Source organism: Mesorhizobium silamurunense (assembly GCF_014843825.1).
In the GTDB taxonomy this organism is placed as follows: Bacteria; Pseudomonadota; Alphaproteobacteria; order Rhizobiales; family Rhizobiaceae; genus Mesorhizobium; species Mesorhizobium silamurunense.
In genome coordinates, this window is sequence record NZ_JHQR01000338.1 from 1 (window position 1) to 4,090 (window position 4,090).

A 4,090-nucleotide genomic window follows, 5' to 3' on the forward strand; every position below is an offset into this window, starting at 1 on the left:
AGGATGGTCGCGTCGCGCCCGACCCGCGCCGCCGCCCTGGTGAAGGAGCGCGCCTCGGCGACGGCCGCGAAGGCCGCCATTTCGGCAAGGGCGGAGGGTTCATGGAATTGCTGCATGATTTGCAATGCTCAAATGCAAAGTCCAACAATTATCGAGGAATAGCGCAGCAGCTAGGTTCGCTCAACCCGTCAATCGACCACCCACGGAGTGAACCCATGAAAGCCATCGAACTCAGCCAGCCCAGGCTGGACGGCTTCCGCGCCGCCAGCGTCGCCACGCCCGAACTGCAGCGCGGCGAGGTGCTGATCCGCCAGCGCGCGGCGAGCCTGAATTTCGTCGATGTCGCTGTGGCGAGCGGCAACTATCCCGGACCGGTCTTCCCGCTCATTCCGGTTGCCGACGGCGCGGGCGAGATCGTCGCGCTCGGCGAGGGCGTGACAAGGTTCAGCACGGGCGACCGCGTCGTCGCCCATGCCAAGCCGCGCTGGATCGGCGGCCGGCCGCGGCCTTACGAGATGACGCAGATGCGCGGCATCTCGCTGCCCGGGTCGCTGGCCGAATATGTCGCCCTGCCGGCCAATTCGGTCGTGCCGGTTCCGGCGCATCTCTCCTTCGAGGCGGCCTCGACCCTGCCCATCGCCGGCACCACCGCCTGGAACGCGATCCGCGCCGCCGATGTCGGGCCGGGCTCGGTGGTCGTGCTGCTTGGCACCGGCGGCGTCTCGATCTTCACGCTGCAGCTCGCTAAGGCGGCCGGCGCCACCGTCATCATCACCTCCTCGTCGGACGAGAAGCTGGAGCGGGCGCATGGGCTCGGCGCCGATCATCTCATCAACTACCGCGCGACGCCCGACTGGGACGGCAAGGTGCTGGAACTGACCGATGGACTCGGCGCCGACCTCGTCGTCGAGACCGGCGGCACCGCAACCTTCGCCCGCGCCGTCAACGCCACCGCGCCCGGCGGCACGCTCTTCACCATCGGCTTCGTCACCGGCGCCGAGGCGACCGTCAACCTGCTGCCGATCATCATCAAGGCGCTGAAGGTGGTGGGCAACAACACCGGATCGGTCTCAGACCTGCGCGACGCCGCCCGCGCCATCGCCGCCGCCGGCATCGAGCCGGTCGTCGACAAGGTGTTTTCACAGAACGAGGCGACCGAAGCCTACACCCACATGGCCGCCGGCGGCCTGCATTTCGGCAAGCTGGTGTTCGGGTTGGACTGGTAGGCTGCTGATGGAGATTGGCGAAGGCGGCGGAGCGCGCAATCTTCCCCTAAGCGGGTGAGATTCAATCAGCCTCGCCGCCCGAACCCTTGCCGCACTCGGCCAGCACCTTGCCGATCGCCGCGCTCGATCCGGTCAGCGGAAAGCTCGCCTCGCCATACTTATCCGCGCTGATTTTCACCTCACCCTTGCCGCGCAAAAGCGCCAGCAGCGGGTCGGATGGGCCGGAAAGCTCCGCCGTGAAATAATTGTACATCGCCTCGAGAACCAGCTTTTTGGTCACGCTCTTGCCGCCGGCCCTGAAGGTGAAGGAGCCGCTGATGCCGGGCTCGAGCTGCCCGCCCGCGGCGCCCAGATCATAGCTCAGCACCGGCTTGTCGAAGCAGGCCAGCATTAACTGCGCGTCGCCCTTCGGCCCGCCGCAGACCGAGGCCATTATCACGCTGCCGCCCTCGTCCTCCTCCATTTTGGCGGACCAGGCGCAGGATGCGGCATGGGCGGACTGGGTGGCCAGCGCCAGGATGATGGTTGCCAATACGCTTTTCATGATGCCTCCCGTTAAGATGCGGGAGGATCATACCGAGCAATTGAAACCAGGACAGCGGGGAGATTGGCGAACCGGGGTGGGATTCCTTTGAGAGGTTCTTTGAGACGCCGTCGGGACAGGGTCGCATTGCCCGGCCAGGTCACGGATGCGACGAAGTAAGGCTTGTCTGCAACAAGCGACTGCAAGCGCCACAAGTTGCGATCCCGAATGCCCAAGGCCTCCAATTGCGAGATTGTGTTGTGAAGATATTCGGCGCACGATCCTCCGTGGCCACATGCTCTGGCCAAAATGCCCGCCGTCTCATCCAGGGTAAGGCCTCCCATATAGTTGCCTCCCTTTCGGTTGACGACGAAGGCAAGGGCTCGAACGAGCCCTTGATCTGTCCGAACCTGCACCCAACGGTGAGCGTGGGTTAACGGCTTGCTGGACGGCCGCACCGGCATTTCGCGTCGGACAAGTTTTCCGAGTTGGGCTTCAATCGTGTCTTCCGCCAGCCGTAGGGCCCTTCCCCTGCATTGGCCTCCCCGGTCGAGCCCCATCGTCAAGCCTGGCTGGTCGACAGTTCCGCGCCAATCCCGCATGCGAATACAGAACGAACGGTGCCACCCCGGCACTACGCCTGCACGCTCCTCCACGTGTTCCACGGCCGGATTCCAGAGAAGTGAGCCATAGGCGAAAATCCACACATCCGGTCCATCAGGACGCGTTGCCAACATGTCCCGAACGATGGCGTTCCACTCGGTTTTTCGGTGTTTCGAACCATATCCGGGGCCGGACCGGTATTCTCAATCGCGCGAATTGTACGCGCGACCAAATCAGCAGTCAGCGCCATCTGGCGTCGCGCTCGCGGCATATCTCTCGAATCCCCCGTGGAGTCGAACAACCCGTGCAGCAATATTACTGCTGCAGCCCATGTCGGAAAACCACTCTTTGGCGAGTCGTCGCGAGGCTACTGCGGCCAACCATTGTTGGGCAAAGTCGGCCCGTCACGGCTCCCAAGCCAATCGGTGACCCAGCGTCGGCGCTCCCGCAGGCGCATATTGCCAGCGGCGACGTTTGCCCCACCTATTCACCGACGAATCCGCCCGCCGCACGATTGCAAGGAGACAACCCAATGACCGAAGACGAAGCCGCGATCCGGCAGGTGGTCGATACGTGGATGGCGGCAAGCCGCAAGGGCGATTTGGATACGGTGCTTGGCCTGATGACGGACGACGTCGTCTTCATGGTCCCCGGCAAGGAGCCGTTCGGTAAGGAGGAATTCGCAGCCGCCTCCAGGGGCATGGGGGAAACGAAGATGGACGGCGTGAGCGAGATCATCGAGCTGAAGCTGCTCGGCGACTGGGCTTATATCCGCAACCGCATCGACATGACGGCGACACCGCCGGGCGGCGAGCCGGTGCGGCGGTCGGGCTACACGCTAACGTTGTTGCGCAAGGAGAGCGACGGGCGCTGGCGGCTGGTAAGGGATGCGAATTTGCTGGGGTAGGGTGGCGTCGTTGGAGCTGCGATCTCCCCCCGCAAGGGAGGGAGATTACGCGCCCTAAGGCCATCGCTAAATCAACTTCTCCAAGGTAATCGGCAAATCCCGCACCCGCTTCCCCGTCGCGTGGAACACCGCATTGGCAATCGCCGGCGCCACGCCGACAATGCCGAGTTCCCCCACGCCCTTGCCGCCGAGCGCGGACGAATGCGGGTCGGGGATGCCGACAGAAATCGTCTGGATATCCGGAATGTCGGCGTTGGTCGGCAGCATGTAGTCGGCGAGGTTGCCGTTGACGATGCGGCCGTGCCTTCGGTCGACGATGCCTTCTTCGAGCAGCGCCTGGCCGATGCCCATGATGATGCCGCCCTTCCACTGGCTTTCCGCCAGCTTCGGGTTGTAGAGCCGGCCGGAATCCAGCGCCGAGACCACGCGCGAGACGCGCACCGTGCCGAAATCCTCGTCCACCCGCACCTCGACGAAATGCGCGCACCAGGAATGGCGCGAATAGTCGCCTTCGGTGTGCGGGATCGCCATGGCGATGGTGGTGTAGTTCTTGTAGCGCGCCTCCGGCGTCGAGTTCGCCGGCATGGTGTCGCCCTTGGCCTCGATCCGCTCGCGGCCAAGCGCGCTCATCAGCTCGGCGATCGACAGCTCCGGCCCTTCGCCACGCGGCGAGGCGATGCGGCCGTCTCTCACTTGCAGCGTGTTCGCCTGCAGCTTCTGGAAGGGCGAGCGCGGATCGGAGAGCGCCAGCCCGATCAGGTCGTCCAGCGCCTGGCCGGCCGCCTTGTAGACGGCGCCGGTCATGACGCCGGCCAGCCGCGAGCCGCCGGT

Annotated in this window: 5 protein-coding genes; 2 read left to right on the top strand and 3 right to left on the bottom strand. The window is 64.7% G+C overall.

Going from position 1 to position 4,090, the window contains the following annotated elements; translation table 11 throughout:
* Positions 1-215: 215 nt before the first annotated feature.
* The gene (locus DH10_RS31775; protein WP_192385719.1) at positions 216-1,226 is read left to right on the top strand and encodes a zinc-dependent alcohol dehydrogenase family protein; all 1,011 of its coding nucleotides are present in this window, start codon (positions 216-218) and stop codon (positions 1,224-1,226) included.
* A gap of 61 nt (positions 1,227-1,287) precedes the next feature.
* Here DH10_RS31775 and DH10_RS31780 read toward each other — a convergent pair whose 3' ends face one another.
* Positions 1,288-1,770, bottom strand: a complete 483-nt coding sequence (locus DH10_RS31780) for a hypothetical protein (protein ID WP_246506672.1) — start codon at positions 1,768-1,770, stop codon at positions 1,288-1,290.
* A gap of 11 nt (positions 1,771-1,781) precedes the next feature.
* Entirely contained in the window at positions 1,782-2,486 is a 705-nt protein-coding gene (locus DH10_RS31785) for a gamma-glutamylcyclotransferase (protein ID WP_246811673.1), read from the bottom strand.
* Between the two features lie 398 nt (positions 2,487-2,884).
* Between DH10_RS31785 and DH10_RS31790 the strand changes: the two genes are divergently transcribed.
* On the top strand, positions 2,885-3,259 hold the full coding sequence (locus tag DH10_RS31790) for a YybH family protein (RefSeq protein ID WP_192257383.1): 375 nt from the start codon (positions 2,885-2,887) through the stop codon (positions 3,257-3,259).
* Positions 3,260-3,325: 66 nt separating this feature from the next.
* Here the strand turns inward: DH10_RS31790 and DH10_RS31795 are convergent.
* The coding region (locus tag DH10_RS31795) for a xanthine dehydrogenase family protein molybdopterin-binding subunit (protein ID WP_192385720.1) at positions 3,326-4,090 on the bottom strand (765 nt) is incomplete at its 5' end.